27 protein-coding genes are annotated in these 21,204 nt (G+C 70.8%); 4 read left to right on the forward strand and 23 right to left on the reverse strand.

Features of this window, described 5'->3' with window-relative positions:
• Positions 1–19 precede the first annotated feature (19 nt).
• From AB0383_RS24175 to AB0383_RS24190, 4 genes are read right to left on the reverse strand one after another with little or no spacing between them, the layout of a single operon-like run.
• Complete coding sequence (locus AB0383_RS24175) at positions 20–625, reverse strand: response regulator transcription factor (RefSeq protein WP_366188602.1); 606 nt, start codon at positions 623–625, stop codon at positions 20–22.
• Entirely contained in the window at positions 622–1,845 is a 1,224-nt protein-coding gene (locus AB0383_RS24180; RefSeq protein ID WP_366188603.1) for a histidine kinase, read from the reverse strand. Before AB0383_RS24180 ends, AB0383_RS24175 begins: the two co-directional genes overlap by 4 nt.
• Before the next feature lie 22 nt (positions 1,846–1,867).
• Positions 1,868–2,608 (reverse strand): ABC transporter permease, encoded by a 741-nt coding sequence (locus AB0383_RS24185; RefSeq protein ID WP_354874136.1) that lies wholly within the window; start codon positions 2,606–2,608, stop codon positions 1,868–1,870.
• Positions 2,605–3,564, reverse strand: coding sequence for an ABC transporter ATP-binding protein (locus AB0383_RS24190; RefSeq protein WP_366188604.1), 960 nt, complete (start codon positions 3,562–3,564; stop codon positions 2,605–2,607). The genes AB0383_RS24185 and AB0383_RS24190 overlap by 4 nt, the downstream gene beginning before the upstream one ends.
• A gap of 201 nt (positions 3,565–3,765) precedes the next feature.
• Here AB0383_RS24190 and AB0383_RS24195 point away from each other — a divergent pair, with 201 nt between their 5' ends.
• On the forward strand, positions 3,766–3,945 hold the full coding sequence (locus AB0383_RS24195) for a hypothetical protein (RefSeq protein WP_366188605.1): 180 nt from the start codon (positions 3,766–3,768) through the stop codon (positions 3,943–3,945).
• Between the two features lie 6 nt (positions 3,946–3,951).
• Positions 3,952–4,134: an Imm1 family immunity protein gene (locus AB0383_RS24200; protein ID WP_366188635.1), complete on the forward strand. Its 183-nt coding sequence runs from the start codon at positions 3,952–3,954 to the stop codon at positions 4,132–4,134.
• A gap of 128 nt (positions 4,135–4,262) precedes the next feature.
• On the opposite strand, the gene AB0383_RS24205 is transcribed toward AB0383_RS24200, so the two are convergent.
• The 4 genes from AB0383_RS24205 to AB0383_RS24220 form a co-directional block, all read right to left on the reverse strand.
• Entirely contained in the window at positions 4,263–5,651 is a 1,389-nt protein-coding gene (locus AB0383_RS24205) for a glycine--tRNA ligase (RefSeq protein WP_364173490.1), read from the reverse strand.
• A 91-nt stretch (positions 5,652–5,742) separates the two neighbouring features.
• Positions 5,743–6,393, reverse strand: coding sequence for a class F sortase (locus tag AB0383_RS24210; protein WP_366188606.1), 651 nt, complete (start codon positions 6,391–6,393; stop codon positions 5,743–5,745).
• Between the two features lie 75 nt (positions 6,394–6,468).
• A complete protein-coding gene (locus tag AB0383_RS24215) occupies positions 6,469–7,107 on the reverse strand; it encodes a class F sortase (RefSeq protein WP_364172838.1) in 639 nt (212 codons plus the stop codon).
• Between the two features lie 6 nt (positions 7,108–7,113).
• The gene (locus AB0383_RS24220; RefSeq protein ID WP_366188607.1) at positions 7,114–8,223 is read right to left on the reverse strand and encodes a hypothetical protein; all 1,110 of its coding nucleotides are present in this window, start codon (positions 8,221–8,223) and stop codon (positions 7,114–7,116) included.
• Positions 8,224–8,503: 280 nt separating this feature from the next.
• Between AB0383_RS24220 and AB0383_RS24225 the strand changes: the two genes are divergently transcribed.
• Together AB0383_RS24225 and AB0383_RS24230 are read left to right on the forward strand one after the other, a co-directional pair.
• A complete protein-coding gene (locus AB0383_RS24225) occupies positions 8,504–8,905 on the forward strand; it encodes a metalloregulator ArsR/SmtB family transcription factor (protein WP_364172843.1) in 402 nt (133 codons plus the stop codon).
• 2 nt (positions 8,906–8,907) lie between these two features.
• A complete protein-coding gene (locus tag AB0383_RS24230) occupies positions 8,908–9,351 on the forward strand; it encodes a Fur family transcriptional regulator (protein ID WP_366188608.1) in 444 nt (147 codons plus the stop codon).
• A 6-nt stretch (positions 9,352–9,357) separates the two neighbouring features.
• Here the strand turns inward: AB0383_RS24230 and AB0383_RS24235 are convergent, their stop codons facing one another.
• The 15 genes from AB0383_RS24235 to AB0383_RS24305 form a co-directional block, all read right to left on the reverse strand.
• Positions 9,358–10,137, reverse strand: a complete 780-nt coding sequence (locus tag AB0383_RS24235) for a TIGR03943 family protein (RefSeq protein WP_366188609.1) — start codon at positions 10,135–10,137, stop codon at positions 9,358–9,360.
• Entirely contained in the window at positions 10,134–11,153 is a 1,020-nt protein-coding gene (locus AB0383_RS24240; RefSeq protein WP_364172851.1) for a permease, read from the reverse strand. Before AB0383_RS24240 ends, AB0383_RS24235 begins: the two co-directional genes overlap by 4 nt.
• Positions 11,154–11,282: 129 nt before the next feature.
• The gene (locus AB0383_RS24245) at positions 11,283–11,699 is read right to left on the reverse strand and encodes a YbjN domain-containing protein (protein ID WP_220242778.1); all 417 of its coding nucleotides are present in this window, start codon (positions 11,697–11,699) and stop codon (positions 11,283–11,285) included.
• Positions 11,696–12,532 carry an isoprenyl transferase gene (locus AB0383_RS24250; protein WP_366188610.1) on the reverse strand — a complete coding sequence of 279 codons (837 nt, stop codon included), beginning with the start codon at positions 12,530–12,532 and terminating at the stop codon, positions 11,696–11,698. Before AB0383_RS24250 ends, AB0383_RS24245 begins: the two co-directional genes overlap by 4 nt.
• 43 nt (positions 12,533–12,575) lie before the next feature.
• Positions 12,576–13,337 carry a DNA repair protein RecO gene (gene recO, locus AB0383_RS24255; protein WP_285973984.1) on the reverse strand — a complete coding sequence of 254 codons (762 nt, stop codon included), beginning with the start codon at positions 13,335–13,337 and terminating at the stop codon, positions 12,576–12,578.
• Positions 13,338–13,394: 57 nt separating this feature from the next.
• On the reverse strand, positions 13,395–13,868 hold the full coding sequence (locus AB0383_RS24260) for a CD225/dispanin family protein (protein ID WP_364172858.1): 474 nt from the start codon (positions 13,866–13,868) through the stop codon (positions 13,395–13,397).
• A gap of 121 nt (positions 13,869–13,989) precedes the next feature.
• Positions 13,990–15,216 carry an RDD family protein gene (locus AB0383_RS24265; RefSeq protein ID WP_366188611.1) on the reverse strand — a complete coding sequence of 409 codons (1,227 nt, stop codon included), beginning with the start codon at positions 15,214–15,216 and terminating at the stop codon, positions 13,990–13,992.
• A 195-nt stretch (positions 15,217–15,411) separates the two neighbouring features.
• On the reverse strand, positions 15,412–15,861 hold the full coding sequence (locus AB0383_RS24270; RefSeq protein WP_366188612.1) for a DUF2752 domain-containing protein: 450 nt from the start codon (positions 15,859–15,861) through the stop codon (positions 15,412–15,414).
• Positions 15,858–16,217, reverse strand: a complete 360-nt coding sequence (locus AB0383_RS24275) for a CD225/dispanin family protein (RefSeq protein ID WP_220242783.1) — start codon at positions 16,215–16,217, stop codon at positions 15,858–15,860. Before AB0383_RS24275 ends, AB0383_RS24270 begins: the two co-directional genes overlap by 4 nt.
• Positions 16,218–16,278: 61 nt before the next feature.
• Positions 16,279–17,178, reverse strand: a complete 900-nt coding sequence (gene era, locus AB0383_RS24280; protein ID WP_220242784.1) for a GTPase Era — start codon at positions 17,176–17,178, stop codon at positions 16,279–16,281.
• A complete protein-coding gene (locus AB0383_RS24285; RefSeq protein WP_364172869.1) occupies positions 17,178–17,513 on the reverse strand; it encodes a cytidine deaminase in 336 nt (111 codons plus the stop codon). Before AB0383_RS24285 ends, era begins: the two co-directional genes overlap by 1 nt.
• Positions 17,506–18,855: a CNNM domain-containing protein gene (locus tag AB0383_RS24290; RefSeq protein WP_364172872.1), complete on the reverse strand. Its 1,350-nt coding sequence runs from the start codon at positions 18,853–18,855 to the stop codon at positions 17,506–17,508. Before AB0383_RS24290 ends, AB0383_RS24285 begins: the two co-directional genes overlap by 8 nt.
• Before the next feature lie 9 nt (positions 18,856–18,864).
• On the reverse strand, positions 18,865–19,437 hold the full coding sequence (gene ybeY / locus AB0383_RS24295; protein ID WP_364172875.1) for an rRNA maturation RNase YbeY: 573 nt from the start codon (positions 19,435–19,437) through the stop codon (positions 18,865–18,867).
• Positions 19,434–20,513 carry a PhoH family protein gene (locus AB0383_RS24300; protein WP_366188613.1) on the reverse strand — a complete coding sequence of 360 codons (1,080 nt, stop codon included), beginning with the start codon at positions 20,511–20,513 and terminating at the stop codon, positions 19,434–19,436. The genes ybeY and AB0383_RS24300 overlap by 4 nt, the downstream gene beginning before the upstream one ends.
• 89 nt (positions 20,514–20,602) lie before the next feature.
• The gene (locus AB0383_RS24305) at positions 20,603–20,959 is read right to left on the reverse strand and encodes a histidine triad nucleotide-binding protein (protein WP_366188614.1); all 357 of its coding nucleotides are present in this window, start codon (positions 20,957–20,959) and stop codon (positions 20,603–20,605) included.
• Between the last annotated feature and the right edge of the window lie 245 nt (positions 20,960–21,204).

The following is a 21,204-nucleotide window of genomic DNA, read 5'->3' on the forward strand; positions in this document are numbered from 1 at the left end:
GGCGCAGGCACCCCGGGCGTCAGAGCCAGCCGCGTTCCTCCGCCAGCCGCACGGCCTCGGCGCGCGTGCGGGCGCCCGTTTTGCCGATAGCGGCCGAAAGGTGGTTGCGCACAGTGCCTTCCGAGAGGAACAGCGCCTTCGCGATGTCCGCGACGGTGCTGCCGTCGCGCGCGGTCGAGAGCACGTCGCGCTCCCGCGCGGTGAGCGGGCTCGCCCCGGTCGCCAGCGATTCGGCCGCCAGCGCGGGATCCACCACGCGCAGTCCACTGTGGACGCGCCGGACGGCCTCCACGAGCTGCTCCGGCGGCGCGTCCTTCACCACGAACCCCGCGGCGCCCGCGGCCATCGCGCGCGCCAGGTACCCGGGCCGGCCAAAGGTCGTGCAGATGATCACGCGGCACGAGGGCAGCGCGGTGTGCAGCACGGCGGCCGCGGCGAGGCCGTCCTTGCCGGGCATCTGCACGTCGAGCAGCGCGACGTCGGGCGCGGATTCCTTCGCTGCGGCCAGCACCTCGTCCCCCGACCCGACCTGCGCGACGACCTCGATGTCGGCCTCCAGCCCGAGCACGGTGGCCAGGGCTCCTCGCACCATCGCCTGGTCGTCGGCCAGCAGAACGCGGATCACGCAAGTCCTCCCGCGGGTTCGGCGCGCACGGCCTGCACGGCCGGCGGCTCCGGTTCCGGAACCTCCGCCCGGACCACCCATCCTCCCCCGGACCGCGGCCCGCTGTGCAGCGTCCCCCCGACGCCGCCGACGCGTTCGGTGAGCCCGCGCAGCCCGTTGCCGGGCGCGGCCTCGGCACCGGTGCCGTCGTCGTCGATCTCCAGCCAGTCCCGGCCCAGCCGCACGCGCACGCGTCCGGCCCCGGAGTGGCGCAGCACGTTGGTGATCCCTTCGCGCAGCACGTATCCGAAGGTGCTCTGCAGCCGCGGCAGCACGTTGTCCACGGCGTAGGGCAGGTCCGCCTCGATCTCCGCCGCCCGCAGCGCCGCGCGCGCCCCGGCGAGTTCCGCGGCCAGCGACACCTCGCGGTAGTCGGAAACGGTCAGCCGCACGTCCGACAGCGCGCTGCGAGTGAGGCCCTCGACCTCGCGGATCTCCTCCACCGCGCGTCCGACGTCGCCGGAGCTCTCCAGCACCCGCCGCGCCAGGCCGGCCTTCACAGTGATCGTCGTGAGGCTGTGGCCCAGCAGGTCGTGCAGGTCGCGGGCCACGCGCTGGCGTTCGTTGGCCACGGCGAGCGTGGCGATCTCCTGGTTGGCCAGCTCCAGCCGGCGGATGGCGCGGATCAGGTTGGCCATGAAGAACATCGCCAGCGTGATCGAGGCGACGGAGATCAGGTCGCCGCCGCTCTGGTCGAGCCTGCCGTCGGCCACCAGCACGATCGCCACGGCACCCAGCGCCAGCGTGTCGAGGATCGCCGCCCAGCCGGCCGGGAAGAGGAAGGCGAGCGTGGCGGTGGCGTAGAGCAGGATGTACGGGCTGGCGTCGGTGAGCAGCGTGGAGAGCAGGCCCAGCGCGAGCATCACCGCGCCGAACGTGAGCTTCACCCGCCGCTCCTTGCCGAACACGACCGGGAAGACGACGTAACACGCGCTGTAGCCGAAGATGAGCACGCCCATCAGCACCCGCGCCCACATCGGGTCGGAGTTCTCGACCAGCCCGTGCGTGGCCGGGATCAGGAACGGCAGCAGGAACAGCACCGCGAAGATCGGCCAGCCGATCTTGTTGGGCCCGCCCCGGTGCCCGATCATCGGGTCGTCCCACCACGAGGCCCGGTCGTTCAACGCGAACCGGAACCTCGTGACGGCGATCGACGAGGCCTCGTCCTTCGTCGGCTCCACTGTTCGTTCCCTCCTGTCCCGGTCAGACCCGGGCGCTGTCCTTACGGTATCGCCTGATCACGAGCGCTCCGAGGACCACGGCCCAGCCCGCCAGCACCGCGAGCGCGGTCGGGAAGCTCACGAGCAGCTCGTTGGTCACGGCCGGGCGCACCAGCCCGATCAGCCAGTAGGTGGGCAATAGCTGCGACACGTCCTGCATCCACGCCGGCATGCCTTCCAGCGGGATCCACAGGCCGCCGAGGAAGCCCATGCCGAGCATCACGATCATGGAGATCGGCTGCATCGACTCCGGCGTCGCGATCTGGCCGATCAGCAGGCCGAGCAGCACGAGCGGGATGGTGCCGAGCCACAGGCCCATGATCACGCGCAGCCAGCCGGCCCCGTCGAGGTGCACGCCCTCGACGAAGATCGCCACGAGCGGCACCAGCAGCAGCGCGGGCAGGCCCACGAGCATGCCCGCCACGGCCTTGCCGCCGAGGTAGGACGTACCCGACAGCGGGGTCAGCCGCAGCTGCCGCTGCCAGCCACTGGCGCGTTCGAGGGCCAGGCGCGTGCCGTTGGTGGTCGCCGCGGCGAAGAGGCCGAACGCCATCATGTTGACCATCACCACGGCCACCACCGCGGCGTGGTCCGGGTCGGTCGCCTTCGTGAAGACGTTGGCCTGCAACAGGAACATCACCACGGGGAAGGCGACGACGAAGATGAGGAACCGCATGGAGCGGAACAGCCGCCGGATCTCGACGGCGAGGTAGGACGGGTTCATCGGGCTGCTCCCGGTTCGGTGTTTTCTTCGGAGGTCAGGGAAAGGAACGCGCCTTCGAGGCCGACGGCGCCGATCTCGATGTCGTGCACGGCCGGCACGGCGGCCATCAGCGCGCGCAGCGTGGCGTCCGACTCGCTGCTGGAGATCGCGACGCGCTCACCGCGCAGCTCGAAGTCGGTCACCGCGGGCAGCGTCGCCACGAGCCGCTCGGTCTCCTCGCCGGCGCCGGGCAGCACGGCCCGGATCGTGCGTCCGCCGGCGAGCGCCCGCACCTGCGCGACGGACCCGTCGGCGACCACGCGCCCGGCCCGCATGAGCACCACGCGGTCGGCGAACTCCTCGGCCTCTTCCAGGTAGTGCGTCGCGAACAGGACCGTGCGGCCGCTGTCGGTGAAGGAGTACATGGACTTCCAGAACTCGCGCCGCGTGCCCACGTCCATGGCGGCCGTCGGCTCGTCGAGCACGAGCAGGTCGGGGTCCGAAACCAGCGCGACGGCGAAGCGCACGCGCTGCTTCTGCCCGCCGGAGAGCTTGTTGGCCCGCCGATCGGCGATGTCCTCGATATTTGCGCGCTGCAGCGCTTGGTCGAGCGGCATCGGCGTGCGGTGCAGCTTCGCGACCATGCGCACGGTCTCGCGCACGGTCAGATCCTCCAGCAGCGCCCCGCCCTGCAGCATCGCCCCGATCATCCCGGCGCGCACCGCGTCGCCCGGCGTCTTGCCGAACACCGTGACCTCGCCCGCGTCGGGCTTGCTGAGCCCCAGGATCATGTCGACGGTGGTGGACTTGCCGGCCCCGTTGGGCCCGAGCAGCGCCACCACCTCGCCCGGCGCGATCGTCAGCTCGACCCCGTCGACGGCCCGCACCTCGCCGTAGTGCTTCCTCAACCCGCTCAACCGGACGGCGGCCCCCGCCGCGACGTCCCGCGCCCCGCGCGTGGCCTGTGTGGTTTCCATGCGGTGAAGACTGCCGGGGTTTCGGCGTCGGTCCGCAGGCCGAGCGTCACGTCGTGACCGTGACAGGTGTCAGGGGTGGGGCTCCGTCGATTCTGACGAAGCGCCTACAACTTCCAACCGCCCGTAGGCTCCCCTCCGTACCCTTCGTCGACGACCTGGCCGCGCGACGGCGCAACGGCTTGGCGTTGAGGAGCAGCAGCGATGACCCTTCACACGAGCGTCCCGACCCTCCGCGACGGCGTACCGGGCGGCCAAGGGCTCCCGCTCAACAATGACGCCGACGTGGCACGACTGACCGAGCTGCTGGCGCAACCGTGGGCCGACAGCGGGTCGATCCAAACCGACGACGTCGTGCTGGACGTCGCCATCCGCGACGGCTGAGGTTACCTGCAATACGCCGATGACGCGACATTCGTCGTCACCGACGGCGACCCGGCCCCGCCTGCCGCGCTAGGCGACGCCGACTTCTCCGTCGGGACAGGGCTGCCCATCGCCCAGGTGGTCACAGCCGTCCAGGAATTCGTGCGCACCGGAAAGCTGCCCGAAACCGTGCCATGGCGGGAAGTCTGACGCCGGAGTCTTCGGGCGTCAGGCCGAGCGTCACGTCGTGAGCGTGACAGGGGTCAGGTGCCAGTGGTTGGCCGCAACGCACCGCGGCCCTCCCCCGAAAACCGGGGAAGGGCCGCGGTGGGAAAACCTCAGCAGCCAAGCAACCGAGGCGCCAGGTAATCCACGACCTTGTCGATCGCGATGCGTTCCTGGGTCATGCTGTCGCGTTCGCGGACCGTGACGGCCTGGTCCTCGAGCGAGTCGAAGTCCACGGTGACGCAGTACGGGGTGCCGATCTCGTCCTGGCGGCGGTAGCGGCGGCCGATGGCCTGCGCGTCGTCGAAGTCGACGTTCCAGTGCTTGCGCAGGGTCGCGGCGAGGTCGCGCGCTTTGGGCGAGAGGTCGGCGTTGCGCGAGAGCGGCAGCACCGCGGCCTTGAACGGCGCGAGCCGCGGGTCGAGGTGCAGCACGGTGCGCTTGTCGGTGCCGCCCTTGGCGTTGGGCACCTCTTCCTCGTCGTAGGAGTCCACGAGGAACGCCATCATCGAGCGGCCGACGCCGGCCGCCGGCTCGATCACGAACGGGCGGTAGCGCTGGCCGGAGGCCTGGTCGAAGAACGACAGGTCCACGCCCGAGTGGTTCGAGTGCGTGGTGAGGTCGAAGTCGGTGCGGTTGGCGATGCCCTCGAGCTCGCCCCACTCCTGGCCCGCGTTGAAGTCGAACCGGTACTCGATGTCCACGGTGCGCTTCGCGTAGTGCGAGAGCTTTTCCTTGGGGTGCTCGAAGTGGCGCAGGTTCTCCGGCTTGATGCCGAGGTCCGTGTACCACTTGGTGCGCTCGTCGATCCAGTACTGGTGCCAGCGCTCGTCCTCGCCCGGCTCGACGAAGAACTCCATCTCCATCTGCTCGAACTCGCGCGTGCGGAAGATGAAGTTGCCCGGCGTGATCTCGTTGCGGAAGGACTTGCCGACCTGGCCGATGCCGAACGGCGGCTTCTTGCGCGAAGCCGTCTGCACGTTGAGGAAGTTCACGAAGATGCCCTGCGCGGTCTCCGGGCGGAGGTAGTGCAGGCCTTCTTCGGACTCGACCGGGCCGAGGTAGGTCTTGAGCATCATGTTGAAGTCGCGCGGCGCGGTGTACTTGCCGCGCGTGCCGCAGTTGGGACACGGCACGTCGGACAGGTCGTCCTCCGACGTCGCCTTGCCGGTGCGGCCTTCGTAGTCCTCGGCGAGCTGGTCGGCGCGGAAGCGCTTGTGGCAGTGGAGGCACTCGATCAGCGGGTCGGTGAAAACGTTCACGTGGCCCGAGGCGACCCAGACCTGGCGCGGCAGGATCACGGACGAGTCGAGACCAACCACGTCTTCGCGGCCCTGCACCATGGTCTTCCACCACTGGCGCTTGATGTTGTCCTTCAGCTCCACGCCGAGAGGCCCGTAGTCCCACGCCGACTTGGTGCCGCCGTAGATCTCTCCCGACGGGAAGACGAAGCCACGGCGCTTGCACAGACTGACGACGGTTTCGATGGTGTTGGCGGGCACTCCACGCTCCGGACGCATGCGGGGACGGTTGGACTAGGAGGTTCAGCGTATCCGGCCGCCCCCGCGGCGCTTCCGGCGAGGTGAGCAGGGCTCAGGGCCGGCCCGTCAGCGACGCCGTGACGACCCGGTTGTCGTCGTAGCCCTCGGTGCCACCGACGTAGTCGCCACCGCACGTGACGAGCACCAATTTGTGCGCCCCGTCCGGGGAAAACAGCTTCGCGGACTCCGCGTCGAGCCCCGACTTGTGGATCGTGCGGACCTCGTCGACGCGGTAGTTCCACTTGCCGCCCGAAGTGTCGGTGACCGTCACGGTCTGGCCCTGCTTCACCTGCCACAGCTGGTCGAACGGCCCGGTGCGGCCCTTCCAGTTCACGTGGCCGGAGAAGAGCGTGACGCCCTGGTCGGCGCCCAAGCCCGAGCCCCACCACGCGGCCTCGGCGAGGCTCTGCGGGATCACCAGCGCGCCGTCGTCACCCACCGGTTCCTGCACGAGCTTTGCCGTTCCCCCACCGGGCAGCAGCACAGTGCCGGGCGTCTGCCCCGGGTCGGCCTGCTTCTGCGCCGACTGCTGCACAGCACCGGCTACCGCCGCCGGTACCGGTACCGAGGCCGCGCCACTGGCGAGACCGGGTTCATCGTTTCGTGTGAAAATCAGCAGGGCGGCGACGAGCGCCACCACCACGGCCCCGACGGCGGCCAGAACCCACTTGGTCCTCGCGGGCCGTTCCTGTGTCCCTTGCATCGTGCTCCCTGCTCCGGTGTGTCGTGCGCAGGAAGACATGCCGCGGGACGCGGCCGGGGTTGCACCCGATCGGGCTCAGTCCGGACGCGAGACCAGATTCGCCGTGACGATGCGGTTCTCGTCGTAGCCCTCGGTGCCGCCGACGTAGTCGCCGCCGCACGTCACGAGCACCAGCCGGTGCGGCCCGGTCTGCGCGAACCACTGCGGCGCCTGCTCCGGGAGCTGCTCCTTGCGCACGGTCGCCGCGCCGGTCACGCGGTAGAGCCACCGCCCGCCCGAGGAGTCGACGATGCTCACGTTGTCGCCCGTGCGCACGCGCCACAGGTCGTCGAACGGTCCCTTCGTGCCGGCCCAGTTCACGTGACCGGACAGCACGGCCGCACCCTGCTTCGCGCCGAGGCGCGCGCCCCACCACGCGGCGTCGCCGAGGCCGCGCGGGATCGGCAGGATCCCGTCGCGCGTCACCTCGGTGCGCACGAGCCGGGCTTCCGACCCGTCGGGCAGCCGGACGCTGCCGGGCCGTTGCACGCCGACAGCGGCGCCGTCCGCGGGCAACTCGGCGGGCGCGCCGTCTTCACCCGGCAGCGAGCCGGGTGGGGGTTCCGCCGCGGCGGCGGGCACGGGCGCGGGGCCCCAGGTCAGCACGACCACGCCCGCGGCCAACGCGAGCACGGCGACCACCGCCGACACGACGGCCAGCGCGGTGCGCAGCACGGGGACCTACTCGCCGCGCGAGCGCGCCGTGCGCCGGCGGCCCAGCCCGATCGCGAGCCCGCCGAACACCAGGCCGGCGACCAGCAGGCCGAGGCCCAACGGCAGCCGGTAGTCGCTCGACGGGGCGGCCGCGGTCGTGGCGAGGTAACCGGCCGGGACCTCGGTGGGCACCGGCGGCTGCGTCGCGGTCGCGCCGTTGCCGTTGCCGCTGCCACCGGACACGGCCACGAAGTTCTTCGGGATCGAGCAGCTCACGCCGCCGAGCACGAGCGTGGTGCTCACGTCGGGCAGCACCTCGTTCGCCTCGTCGCGCACGTGGGTGGTCACGTCGACGCGCCAGCCGGCCTGAGCCGTGACGTCGCCGTTGCGCCAGCCGTCCTGCTTGATCAGCTGGTCGAACGAGGACACGCGGGACACCACGACATCCGAGAGCGACTTGGCCGGGTCGGCCCCGTCGATGACCCTGGGGGCGCCCATGCGCAGGTTCTTCACGCTCAGCGAGGCCGCGCCCGCGGGCATCGTGACCTGCTTGAGCGTGTCGTCTTCGCCGCGCACCCAGAGCCGGGTGAGCGTGGTGGTTCCGGTGGCCTTGTTCGGGGCCGAGCAGTCGGCGGCGCTGCGCGCGCTCTCCAGCACCAGCATCGTGTTGTCGACCGGGCGCGCCTTGCCGCGGGCGTTGTCACGCAGGGCGTAGTTGGTCTCGGCGACGGCCGTCGGCACGTTCGTCGCCTGCAGGGCGGCGACGACGTTGTGGTCGCGGCTCGCGATCCCAGCCGGGTAGGGGCTCGTGGCCGCCCCGCCGAACTTGCCGAGGTCGACCTCCCAGTTGCCGCCGAACGTCGAGCGCTCGCCGTCGTTCTTCGGCACGGCCACGCGGTCGGCCGACAGCTTCGACTGGCCGGGGGTGAGCGGTGAACGCTGCGTCTCGGTGATCAGCGAGCCGCCGTGCTGCGGGTCGGAGCCCAGCCGCACCGACGCCACGTTGGCGAACGACACGGGACCGGTCTTCTCGTCGACGGCCTTCACGGTCTGCGTCGTCTGAGCAGCTGCCACCGGAGCGAGCGCGGGCAACGCCGCCACCGCCAGGATCGCTGCCTTCGTAACGAAACGAGTCATTGTCTCCCCACTGCCTCCGCCTCGATTCGGGCGGATCGTCAGCGTACGAGAAGCGACGAAACGCCCCACGCCAACCTTGCACCGTCGGCCACCGGTTGCGAAGCCGAAGTGCCGATTGCTGACGAACTCACCCGATCGGGTGAGGATGGTGTGAGTGACCGGTGACCGACAGGGGCCACTGAGGGGAACACTACGATGACCGTGACCGTTGTCGACAATGACATCCGACTTCGGAACCCGCCGGCTCGTCCGGTGGCTTCGCGCGCAAGGGGAGGCAACGATGGCACCGGCCAGCACTGGCGCTCTTTCGGCCGGCACCGGCACGTCCGGTGACCCGGTGACGGCGCCGGCCGGCCCGCTCGAGGCTTCCGGTCCCACAGCAGGTCCGCTGGGTCCGTCGGGCGCCGCGCTCGCCGACGCCGGCGACCTGCTGCGCGCGCTCGCCGCCCCCGTCCGGATCGCCATCGTGCTTCAGCTGCGCGAGGCCGACCGGTGCGTCCACGAGCTGGTGGACGCCCTCGACGTCGCTCAGCCGCTGATCAGCCAGCACCTGCGGGTGCTGAAGACGGCGGGTGTGGTGCAGGGCGAACGCCGGGGCCGGGAAGTCGTGTACCGCCTGGTGGACGACCACCTGGCCCACATCGTCGTCGACGCGGTCGCCCACGTGCAGGAAGGGAAGTGACCATGACCTCGGCTTCGGCCCCCACCCCCAGCCCCAGCCCCAGCCCCCACTCGGCCCCCGTGCCCGGCCGCCGCTCGACCAAGCAGCGCGCGGCGGTGGTCGATCTGCTCAACACAGTCGACGACTTCCGCTCCGCACAGGAGCTGCACGACGAGCTGCGCAAGCGCGGCGACGGCATCGGCCTGACCACCGTGTACCGCACGCTGCAGTCGCTGTCGGAGGCCGGCGAGATCGACGTGCTGCGCACCGACTCCGGTGAGGCCATTTACCGCCGCTGCTCCACGCACCACCACCATCACCTGGTGTGCCGCGTGTGCGGGCGCACGGTGGAGGTCGAGGGCCCCGCCGTGGAGCGCTGGGCCGAGAAGATCGCCTCCGAGCACGGGTTCTCCGAAATCAGCCACACCGTGGAGATCACGGGCACCTGCGCCGAGCACGCGAGCTGAGGTCGCTCAGTACTCGTAGGGGTCCTTCGGCGCGGCGATCCGCTCGACGGTCGCGGGCACGAAATCGGGCGTGTACGAGTTGTTCTCGTCGGCCGTGCCCGGCACGACCTGCCCGGTGACCCGCAGCCACGTGTCGCTCGGAAACCGGTCGGCGGCCCCGCCCCTCAGGTGAACAGTGACGGGTGCCGCGTCGGCGGCGCAGCAGCTGATCACCAGACGCGCCAGCAGCGTGGTGCTGCCCTCGTGCACGACGAACCCGGACATGCCGATGGTCCGGCCGTTCATCGTCCCGTTGGAGTCCCAGCCCGCGCGCGTGACGACCTCGTTCATCGCCAGCTCCACGACCTTGCCCGCCGGCAACGGCGGGAACGCGGCCGCCGACGTGGTCGCGGCGCTCTGCGGCACGCGAGCCGCGGTGCGCGTGACCGAGTCGGCGCCGAGCGCGGGCGGGGCCACCAGGAACACCGCGAGCACCGGCACCACGAGCAGCCAGGCCGAGCGCGCGGGGTGGGCGTGCCCGTGGCCGTCGTCGACGTGGTCGTGGGCTTCGGGGGCTTGGTGGACGGCCGCCTCGGACTCGAGCGCCGCCGCCTTCGCCGCGGCCCGCGCCGCCACCAGGTCACGCAGGACCGCGACCGCGCCGAGCACCAGCATCACCACGCCGCCCGCGATGATCCACGGCTGCTGCGCGGGCTTGACGTAACGCAGGTAGTCGCCGTTCACCGCGATCTTCACCAGCGCCCCGCCAAGGAGGATCAGCAGCACGTTCTGCGTCTCGCGCCTCATCGCGCACCGCCCAGCAGCAGCGCGCCCACGACCGTGCCGCACGCGAGGGCGACCACGAACGTCACCGGCGCGAACCGCACCGCGAACGACTTCCCGAACGTGCCGGCCTGCAGCGCGAACAACTTCACGTCGATCGCCGGGCCGACCACGAGGAACACCAGCTTCGGCAGCAGCGGCACCGCGGTCAGCGAAGCGGCCACGAACGCGTCGGCCTCACTGCACAGCGCGAGCACCACGGCCAGCACCGCCATCACGATCACGCCGACCACGACCTGGTCCGCCAGCACCCCGAACCACTTGGCGGGCACGAGCACGTTGAGCGTCGCCGAGATCAGCGCCCCCAGCACCAGGAACCCTCCCGCTTCAACGAGATCCGTGCGCGCGGTCTCCGCGAAGACCTTCCACCGCTGCCCCGGCTCCACGTCGGGCAGCCGCCGCAGCGCGCGTTCGGTGATCCACGAGAGCTTGCCCCAGCGGGCCCAGATCCAGCCCATCACCATCGACGTCGCGAGCGAACCCAGGAACCGCGCCAGCACCATCTCCGGCCGTCCGGGGAACGCGACCGCCGTGGCCACCAGCACCACCGGGTTCACCGCGGGCGCCGCCAGCAGGAACGTGAGCGCCGCGGCCGGCGCGACCCCCTGGCCGATCAGCCGCCGCGCCACCGGCACGGACGCGCACTCGCACCCGGGCAGCGCGACGCCGGCGAGCCCGGCCACCCCCACCGCCGCGCCCGCGCGCTTGGGCAGCACGCGTTCCAGCACCCGCGCGGGCACGAACGCGGCGATCGCACCGCTGATCAGCACGCCGAGCACGAGGAACGGCAGCGCCTGCACGCACACTGCGACGAACACCGTGGAGCCGGTGCGCAGCGCGGGCACGTCGAACATGTCCTGCAACCGGCCCTGCGCGAGGATCGCGACGAGCAGCACCGCGCAGAGGATCTCGATCGAGCTGATCCGGATCCGCCGTGCGCGCCGCTTCTGCTCGGGCGCGTTGTCGACAAGGGTTTTCACGAGGCCCGATGATGCCAGCCCGGGCCCGCCCGATCCCAGCGGGACACAGCACGAGGGGACCGCTCGGACCGGTTTCGGCCCGAATCCGCCGTTCGCTCCCCCGTCAACCGGACAAGCCGGGCGCGAACCTCAGTCCAGACCCGGCAGTTCCGTCCGCAGCTGCGACGCGGTGGAGACCACGAGCATCAGCAACGTGCCCAGCGCCGACGGGTCCATGCCCTCGGCCGGGAACGCGTAGCGCAGCGTCACGTCGACTCCGCTGTCGGTGTGCCCGACGCCGAGCGTGCCGAACAGGCCCTGCCCCGCGCGTTCGGCCACGGCGACGGCGATCGCCGGGTTGTCGGGCAGATCCCACGCGACCACGCAGGTCAGGCTCAGCACCGTGAGGCCGTCGGCCAGGCGCGTGGCCTGGATGACGCACGGGACCTCGGCGTGGCGGAAGGTGATCGCACCGTCGTCGTCCACGTTGACGTCGAGGTAGCGCTCGAGGGCCTCGCGCGCGAGCCCGAGCAGCGCCGCCGTTTCGGCGGCCTCCGAGGTGCTCACGACGCTCCCCCGGCTGCGCGCTCGGCTTCCGCCTGGTCGACCGCGGCACCGAACCGGCGGTCGCGCTTGGCGAACTCGAGGCACGCGTTCCACAGGTGCGTGCGGTCGAAGTCGGGGAAGAGCGTGTCCTGGAAGACCATCTCCGCGTACGCCGACTGCCACAGCATGAAGTTCGACGTGCGCTGCTCGCCCGAGGGCCGCAGGAACAGGTCGACGTCGGGCATTTCGGGCTGGTACAGGTACTTCGCGATCGTGCGCTCGTCGATCTTGTCGGCCTTGAGCTTGCCCTCGACCACGTCCTGGGCGATCCGGCGCATCGCGTCACCGAGCTCGGCGCGCCCGCCGTAGTTGACGCACATCGTCATGTTCAGCGCAGTGTTGTTCTTGGTCTTCTCTTCCGCGACCTGCAGCTCCTTGATCACGCTGGCCCACAGCTTCGGCCGGCGCCCCGCCCAGCGGATGCGCACGCCGATCGAGCCCAGGTAGTCGACCTGGCGCCGGATGGTGTCGCGGTTGAAGCCCATGAGGAAGCGCACCTCCTCCGGGCTGCGCCTCCAGTTCTCCGTGGAGAACGCGTAGACCGAAAGCCATTTCACGCCGAGCTCGACGGCACCGCTGGCGACGTCGATCATCACGGCCTCGCCGCGCTTGTGACCCTCGATGCGGGGCAGGCCGCGCTGGTTGGCCCAGCGCCCGTTGCCGTCCATCACCAGCGCCACGTGCTTCGGCACGAGATCCTTCGGGATCTCCGGTGGCCGGGCTCCCGACGGGTGCGGATCCGGTGCCCGCAGCTCGTACCCCGACGCCCGGACCTCGCGTCCCCTGCGCAGCACTTCACGCCTCCTGGAAGAGTGAAAATTTCCTACGCGCAAGACCCTACTTGGCCGGTGTCACGGTCTCCCGGGCACGCCGTTCGACCAGTGGAAGCGAACGCAGCTGGCGTTCGAGGTGCCACTGCAGGTGAGCCGCCACCAGGCCCGACGCGTCGCGCCGGGTCACGCCATGCGAAGCCTCCGCCACCGGCCATTCGCCGTGCAACAGGGCCTCGAGCAGGGTGAGCACCTCGGGCGCGGGGTGCACGGAACCCGCGATGCGGCAGTCCGGGCACATCGAGCCGCCGGCGGCCACGTTGAACGCGGCGTGCGGGCCGGGCAGGCCGCAGCGGGCGCACTCGGTGATGGCGGGCGCCCAGCCGGCGTAGGCCATGGCCCGCAGGAAAAACGCGTCGAGGACGAGGGAGGCGTCGCGTTCACCGCCCGCGAGCGCACGCAACGCGCCCACGACCAGCAGGTACAGCTTGAGGACCGGCTCGCCCTCTTCGGCCGAGAGCCGGTCGGCGGTCTCCGCGATCGCGCTCGCCGCGGTGTAGCGCTGGTAGTCGGCGACCAGCGGCAGCGCGAACGCGTCCACGGTCTCGACCTGGGTGATCACGTCGAGCGTGCGGCCGGTGTAGAACTGCACGTCCACGTGCCCGAAGGGCTCCAGCCGGGCCCCGAACCGCGACGAGGTGCGGCGCACGCCCTTGGCCACGGCACGGACCTTCCCGTGCCGGCGGGTCAGCAGGGTGACGATCCGGTCGGCCTCACCCAGCTTGTGCGTGCGCAGCACCACTCCGGTATCGCGGTAGAGGTTCACCACCCCGACATCGTCCCACTTCCGGGCGATGCCGGGGCGGAGACACCCTGGTTCAGCGCGTCAGCAGCCGTAGTAGCCGGTGCAGTACGTGGAGACCGTGGTCGCCGCGACGATCCCGATGATGAGGAACGTGATCGCGAGGGCGTAGCCGATGCCGCCGATGATCGTGGCGATCAGGCACAGCGTCTTCGTGGTCTGCGACGCCTGCTGGGCCATCGCGTAGTTGCCCTGCATCTTGAAGGTACGGACCTCGTTGGACTTCATGATCGCGAAGATCGCGAGGATCCACATCAGGAAGATGCAGCCGATCGCCCAGCCCTTGTACTCCTTGATGGCGTTGATGTCGCCGCCCGGCGGCATCCCCATGCCGGGGCCGTAGCCGGGCTGCCCGAACGGCGCCTGCTGACCGTACTGACCCTGCTGGCCGTACTGACCCTGCTGGCCGTACTGGCCTGGCTGGCCATACGGCGTCGGCATCGGGCCGGACGGCTGCTGGCCGTAGGGCGGCTGCGGCTGACCGTACGGATTGGTCATGACTGGTTCCCCAAACTCCTCGTGCTTCCGGCGAGCTCCCCCCGCCGCGGGTCTTGGTCCGCGCCCCTGCCCGATCGAAGTCGTGGCCCGGCGCTGTCGATCAGTGCAGTGGCTTCTCGGGTCAATGCTGCGACGGCTGGCCGAACTCGCCCGGCTGGATCTTCTGCGTCTCTTCGGGCTGCGCCGGCGCTTCCGCGACCGGCGAACCCGGCTGCAGCAGCTGCGTGCGCTCGGCTCCGTCGAACGCACCGCTCTCGGGCTGTGCGGCGCCGCCAGACTTGAGCATCTGCGTGGGCTCGGCCTGCTCGAACGCAGTCGCGCCGGGCGCCTCGGCGCCCGGCTGCGCGAACCCGCCGCTGACCGGGGCACCCGGCTGGCCGAAGCCACCCGACGGCGCCTGACCCGGCTGGGCGGGCTGACCGAAACCGCCGGCGGCCGGCTGACCCGGCTGACCGAAGCCGGGCTGCGCACCGAACCCGCTCGGCTGCTGCCCGAACCCGGCGGGCTGCTGGGCGAACCCGCCCGGCTGCTGCCCGGCGGGCGGGAACCCGCCGCCGAAGGGCTGCTGCTGACCGAAGCCCGGCTGCCCGAACTGGCCCGCGGGCGCGGCGTCGGCGGGCACCACGATCGTGCTGACGACCTTGTCGGAGAACGTCTGGGACTTGTCGTCCCACAGCGGCCACAGGTACCCGAGGCCGCAGAGGAAGCCGTCGAGGACGTGCGCGAGGTCGCGCAGGAACGCCATGCCGGCGCCGATGGGCTGGCCGGTGGCCTCGCCGATGAGCTTGATCCCGACGATCCGCTTGCCCATCGACTGGCCGGTGTTGCCCGCGGTGATCCAGCGGTTGTAGATCGTCCAGCCGAGGTTGCCGAGGATCGCGAGGCCGTAGATGATGCTGCCGGCCGTCGGCGAGGCGATCATGACGAGCAGGGCGATGATGATGGCGGCGAGGAACGGCCCGAAGTCGATCAGGTAGGCGCCGGCGCGCTGGCCCCAGTTCGCGTAGGCGCCGCCGGGCGGGCCGTACGGGTTCGGCTGACCGAACCCATTGGGCTGCCCGAACGCGGGCGGCTGGCCGAAACCACCGGCGGGCGGTTGCCCGAAACCGGGCTGCCCGAAGCCCGGCTGGCCCTGCGCGTCCGGCTGCCCGAAGCCCGGCTGCGCCTGACCCGGCTGCCCGAAACCGGGCTGTTGCCCGAAACCGCCGGGTTGCTGGGGGAACCCGCCCGAAGGCGGTTGCTGGCCGAAGCCGCCGGGTGTTCCGAACGGCTGCTGCCCTGGACCAGGTTGTCCGAAGGGCTGCTGGCCCTGCGGCTGCCCCATGGGCCGGCCGTAGGGATCGGTCATCGTGTTCTCCCCCTCGCTCGTCCTGACCCGCGCGCGGTGGCACGCGAGAACCGGCCGAGTCCGATGAGGACGGGCCGGTGCGCGGGAGCGTACCCGGTCCGGACGAGGTCGGCCCAGGTAGGCGTCCGCACCGGGTGGCGACTCGAAACCCGTACGACGAACGGGAAGCGAAGACGGTTCCGGCAGAAGGGAAACTCAGACCGACAAACCGGTGAACGGCGCGAAAGGCAGGTTCCGCACCACGAACCAGATCGCGAACACCACCGCCACCACGAGCGGCGTGCGGCGCCAGTGCAGCCACGACCGTACGGCCCGCCCGCGCAGCCGCCCGACGGTCCACGCGACACCGCTCCACACGAACAGCGCCACGAACACGAGCGCCACCGCGTTGTAGTGCACGGCGCCGGCGAGGTCGCCGTGCATGAGGCTGTAGGCCATCCGCATGCCGCCGCAACCCGGACAGTCGATACCGAAGAGGAACTTGGTGGGACACACCGGCAACGGCCCGCCCGGCGTCGTCGGATCACCGAGCCATACGACGGCGCAGCACACGCCGAGCCCCGCGACCACGGCCGCCGGCCCGGCCAGCGCCCGCGCCGTGGCTCGCGCGCCGCGCGCCGGGATTCCCGTGTAGACGGTGCTCATGAGGACCAGAACCCGGCGGACGTGCCCGCGATCAGGAACACGAACAGCACCACCAGCAGGTACGCCACGATGCCGATGGGAATCGCCAGCGCCGACCACATGGCCCACTTGCCCGCCTGGTCCGCGGCGTGCTGCGCTTCGGCGAAGCGGCCCTGGTACCACAGGGAGTTGACCTCATTGGCCTTCACGATGGAGACGATCCCGAGCGGCAGGCAGCAGAAGATCGTGGTGAGGATCCCCCACACGAGCCGGTTGTCCGGCGGTGGCGGGAAGTTCGGCTGCGGGCCGCCGTAGTAGTACGGGCCGCCGGGAGGCGGCGGGTACTGCCCGCCTGGTGGCGGGTACGGGCCGGTCATTGCGTCCCCCTGCTGTCCGTAGTGTGCTGAGGGTGCTGACGCTACCTCCCGCGGCCGTCGCTCAAAAGCCGAGGCGGCGCAGCTGCTTCGGGTCGCGCTGCCAGTCCTTGGCCACCTTGATGTGCAGGTCGAGGTACACCTTCGAACCCAGCAGCCCCTCGATCTGCTTGCGGGCCGCGGCTCCGACCTCACGCAGGCGTTCACCCTTGTGCCCGAGGATGATGCCCTTCTGGCTGGGGCGCTCCACGTAGAGGAACGCGTGCACGTCCACGAGGTCGTCGCGGCCTTCGCGCGGCAGCATCTCTTCCACCGTCACGGCGATGGAGTGCGGCAGCTCGTCGCGCACGCCTTCGAGCGCGGCCTCGCGGATCAGCTCGGCCACGAGCGTCATCTCGGGCTCGTCGGTGAGCTCGCCGCCCGGGTAGAGCTGCGGGCCCTCCGGCAGCCGCGCCACGAGCAGGTCGGCCACCGTCTGCACCTGGAAACCGTCCACAGCGGACACCGGCACGAGGTCGGCGAACTCCATCACGCCCTGCAGCGCCAGCAGTTGCTCGGCCACCTGCTCGGGTTTCACCAGGTCGGTCTTGGTCACCACGCCGATCACGGGCGTGCGCCGCGCGATCTTCGTCAGCTCCGCGGCGATGAACTTGTCACCGGGGCCGATCTTTTCGTTGGCGGGCACGCAGAACCCGACGACGTCCACTTCGGACCACGTCTCGTGCACCACGTCGTTGAGCCGCTGCCCGAGCAGCGTGCGCGGGCGGTGCAGGCCGGGCGTGTCGATGATGACCAGCTGTGCGTCCTCGCGGTGCACGATGCCGCGGATCGCGTGCCGGGTCGTCTGCGGCTTGCTGGAGGTGATGGCGACCTTCGAGCCCACGAGCGCGTTCGTGAGCGTCGACTTGCCCGCGTTGGGCCTCCCGACGAAGCACGCGAAGCCGGAGCGGTGCGCGTCGGCCATCAGCGCAGCACCTCGACGACGTCGCCCTTCGGGTCGGCCAGGATGATCGGCGCGGTCTTCGCGACGTCGCGCACGGCGTACACCGAGGCCTCCTGCACCAGCGCGTCACCCGTCACCACGGCCGCCGCCTCGAGCCCTTCGGCACCGCTCGACAGCGCGGCGGCCACCGCGGCCTGCACGGCCGTGAGCTTGAAGGAGGGCTGGTCGACGGTCACCGCGGTGTACGTCCGGCCGTCGGTGTCGCGCACGGCCGCGCCCTCCTCGGCGCCGACGCGGGCGCGCGACGACCGGGCCAGCGTGACGAGCTTCTGGTCCTCGGCGTCGAGGTCAGGCATGTTCGACTCTCCTGTCGCGTTCTTCGGGCTGGGGCACCCGGGTGCGCCGGCGGGTGCCGGACTCGGTCACGGCGTCCGCGTCGGCCGGGTGGACGACGACCGACGTGATCCGCATGCGGCCCCGGCGGTCCTTGCCCCCTTCGGCGAACAGCCGAAGACCGGCGACCTCGGCTTCGGCCCCCGGAAGGGGGACCCTACCCAGTCGTTCCGCGAGCAGCCCGCCCACGGTCTCCACGTCGTGGTCTTCGAGGTCGATGCCGAAGAGCTCACCGAGGTCGTCGACGCTCAGGCGCGACGACACGCGCACCGCGCCGCCCTCGAGCTCCTCGACGTCGGGCCGCTCGTCGGTGTCGGACTCGTCGGTGATCTCGCCGACGATCTCCTCGAGGATGTCCTCGATGGTCAGCAGGCCCGCGGTGCCGCCGTACTCGTCGACCGCGATCGCCACGTGGTTGTGGGTGAGCTGCATCTCCTTGAGCAAGTCGTCGAGCCGCTTGGAGTCGGGCACGAAGCTCGCCGGGTTCATCACCTGGTCCACGACCGTGCTCGGCCCGTCCGGGTCCATGTACGCCGGCATCAGGTCCTTGATGTTGACCACGCCGACGATGTCGTCCACGGATTCGTCGATCACCGGCACGCGCGTGAACCCGGTGCGCAACGCGAGCGCGAGCGCCTGGCGCACGGTCTTGGTGCGCTCGATCCACACGATCTCGGTACGCGGAACCATGACCTCGCGCGCCACCGTGTCGCCCAGCTCGAACACCGAGTGGATCATCTCGCGCTCGGAGTCCTCGACCACGCCGCGTTCCTGCGCGAGGTCGACCAGCTCGCGCAGCTCGACTTCGGAGGTGAACGGGCCTTCGCGGAAGCCCTGACCGGGGGTGATCGCGTTACCGATCACGATCAGCAGCCGCGAGAGCGGGCCGAGGATCGACCCGAGGACCCGCACGGGCCCGGCGACGATCGTGCCGACGCGGTACGGGTGCTGGCGGCCGATGGTGCGCGGGCCGACGCCGATGAGCACGTAGCTCACCACCACCATCACCACGGCGGAAACGAGCACGGCGAGCCACAGCTTGCCGAACCAGGCGAGGAACGACACGGTGACGAGCACCGTGGCCGTGAGCTCGCAGCCGAGGCGCAGCAGCAGGAGCAGGTTGATGTGGCGGCGGCGTTCGGCGACGACGGCGGCGAGCTGGCGCGCGCCGGCCCGGCCGATGCGCACGAGCCCTTCGGTGCGGGCCTGTGAGACGGTGCTGACGGCCGCGTCGGCGGCCGCGAACACCCCGGCCAGCAGCACGAGCGCCACCGCGACGACAAGCTGTGCCGTGGGACTGCCCATGATCGCTGCCTAGGGGGTTTCCTCGACCGGTTTCGGCGCCGCGGGCGCGGCCGACGCGTCGAGGCCCGCGATGCCGAGCACGCGGTCGTCGGCGTTGCGCTGCGCGTTCTTCCGGTTCAGCTCGGCCACGGCCGACTGGAACTCCGTCAGGATGCGCTTCTGCAGGCCGAACATCTCGCGTTCCTCGGCCGGTTCGGCGTGGTCGTAGCCGAGCAGGTGCAGCACGCCGTGGACTGTGAGCAGGTGCAGCTCGTCGATCAGCGCGTGGCCCGCGGTCTTCGCCTGGTCTTTCGCGAAGGCCGGGCACAGCACGATGTCGCCGAGCAGCGCCGGCGACGCGTCCGGCGCGTCGGGGCGGCGCGACGAGTCGAGCTCGTCCATGGGGAAGGCCATCACGTCGGTGGGCCCGGGCAGGTCCATCCAGCGTTCGTGCAGGTCTTCCATGACCTCGAGCGTGACGAGCAGGATGGACAGCTCGGCGAGCGGGCTGACCTCCATCTTGTCGAGCGCGTAGCGCGCGGCCGAGACGATCGACGCCTCGTCGACGTCGACGCCCGACTCGTTGGCGATCTCGATGCTCATCGGCGGTTGCCCTTCCAGCCGCCCTGCTGCTGGTCCTGGGCGTCCTGCACTGCCTGCCACTTCTCGTACGCGTCGACGATGTCGCCGACGAGCCGGTGGCGCACCACGTCCTGGCTGGTCAGCTCGGCGAAGTGCAGGTCGTTGACACCGTCGAGGATGTCGCGGACCACCCGCAGGCCGCTCTTCTGGCCGTTGGGCAGGTCGATCTGCGTGATGTCACCGGTGACGACGATCTTCGAGCCCATGCCGAGGCGCGTGAGGAACATCTTCATCTGCTCGGGCGTGGTGTTCTGGGCCTCGTCGAGGATGATGAAGGCGTCGTTCAGCGTGCGCCCGCGCATGTACGCCAGCGGCGCGATCTCGATCGTGCCGGCCTGCATGAGGCGCGGGATCGAGTCGGGTTCGACCATGTCGTGCAGCGCGTCGTAGAGCGGGCGCAGGTACGGGTCGATCTTCTCGTTGAGCGTGCCCGGCAGGTAGCCGAGCCGCTCGCCCGCCTCGACGGCGGGACGGGTCAGCACGATGCGCGTGACCTGCTTGGCCTGCAGCGCCTGCACGGCTTTCGCCATGGCGAGGTACGTCTTGCCGGTACCGGCGGGGCCGATGCCGAAGACGATGGTGTGCTTGTCGATGGCGTCGACGTAGCGCTTCTGATTGAGCGTCTTGGGCCGGATCGTCTTGCCGCGGCGGGAGACGATGTTGAGGCTCAGGACCTCGGCCGGGGACGCGTCGCCGGAGGACAGCATGCCGATGGTGCGGCGCACCGTGTCGGGGCCGACCTGCTGGCCGCCGGTGGCGAGCTGCACGAGGTCGGTGAAGACGCGCTCGGCGAACGCCACGTCGGCGGGCGCGCCGGTGAGGGTCACTTCGTTGCCGCGGACGTGCACGTCGGCGGCGAGGAGCTCCTCGGCGACGCGCAGGTTCTCGTCACGCGAGCCGAGCAGGCTCAGGACGGCGGCTTCGGGGATGGGGAAGCGGGACTGGGCCACGGGGGTGGCGTCCTCGTTCTTCGACTGCGCCGCCTTGCCGGCGGTTGCGTCGGGTCGGGCGGCTCCACCCTGTGCGGTTCCGGCCACGTGGCCTCTGGCCTGCTTTCTGCTGCTTCGCCTGACGGACTTCTGACGTTGCCGATGCTACTTGCTCGCGACTCTCCGCCGCAGGTCGGTTAGGCGTGGCGCCCGAACAACCCGAGGTGCTCGCCGCCCAGCACGTGCGCGTGGACGTGGAACACCGTCTGCCCCGCGTCGCCGTCGGTGTTGAACACCACGCGGTAGCCGGATTCCACGATGCCCTCGAGCTCGGCGACCTTCTTGGCCGCACCGATCACCGCGCTCAGCAGCTCGGGGTCCCCGGCGGCCAGCTCGCCCACGTTGCGGTAGCGCTTCTTCGGCACCACCAGCACGTGCACCTTGGCCTGCGGATTGATGTCCCTGAACGCGAACGTGTTGTCGTCTTCGTAGACAACGTCCGCCGGGATCTCCCCCGCGATGATCCGCTCGAACAACGTCTCCGCATCACTCATGGGCCCACCCTACAAACCCACCCCCGCCCACTCGCCATCAAGCCGCCCGGCTCACCGCCCACGGCCATCGCACCGGAACAGGTCACCACCCACAGTCATCACGCCGCCCGGCTCACCGCCCACGGTCATCACGCCGAGACAGGTCACCGCCCACGGTCAGCCGTGCAGGAATGGTCACCGATGGCACCGTCGGGGATCCGGGGGCTCGGCCCCCGGGCAATACGCGACTCCTCGGATGGCGAAGA

Origin of the sequence: Amycolatopsis sp. NPDC051373 (assembly GCF_040689465.1) — a bacterium.
Lineage (GTDB): Bacteria > Actinomycetota > Actinomycetes > Mycobacteriales > Pseudonocardiaceae > Amycolatopsis.